The organism is Vibrio sp. 2134-1 (genome assembly GCF_033339495.1).
In genome coordinates, this window is the sequence record NZ_JAWOUS010000696.1 from 1 (window position 1) to 588 (window position 588).

Below are 588 nucleotides of genomic sequence, written 5' to 3' on the forward strand. Positions count from 1 at the left end.
CTTTGCCACTATCGAAGCCAGACTTAATGCCCATGAAGGCAACAATAGCAATCGCTACCGGAATGACGTATTTAACGAGGTTGTACCATAAGCCAAATAGTGGGAATGATACTTCGCCATCATTCGTGATTTCTTTTTCAAGCTCTGCACGGTTTAAGCGCCAGCCAGCAAAGATACATACCAACATACCCCCAACCGCTAGGAAGATTTTGTCTGTCAGTAGGTCGAAGATATCGAATGCGCCGGTACCAAATAGCGTTGGTCCCATACCGCCTAGCGAAAGCGATGCAAAGACACAAAGTGATGCCATCACGACACTTGCTGAAACTACTGCGTTAGAACGTTTCATGCCTTTCTCATCGATAAGGTAAGAAACCACTACTTCTAACAATGAAACCGAAGAGGTAAGCGCCGCTACCGTTAATCCGATGAAGAACAGAAGCGCAAGTAGCAAACCAATCACACCGCCCATTTCCGCGAACAATTGAGGAACAACGACGAACACCAGACCTGGGCCGGCTGCTGGCTCCATGCCAAAAGCAAACATTGCCGGGAACATCGCGACACCAGCAAGGATCGCTACGCCGG

The 588-nt window shown here is 48.6% G+C and carries 1 pseudogene; it reads right to left on the bottom strand.

What is annotated here, in order from left to right:
- Nucleotides 1–588 (bottom strand): annotated as a pseudogene (locus tag R7R78_RS28020) (sodium-dependent transporter); the annotation flags it as partial.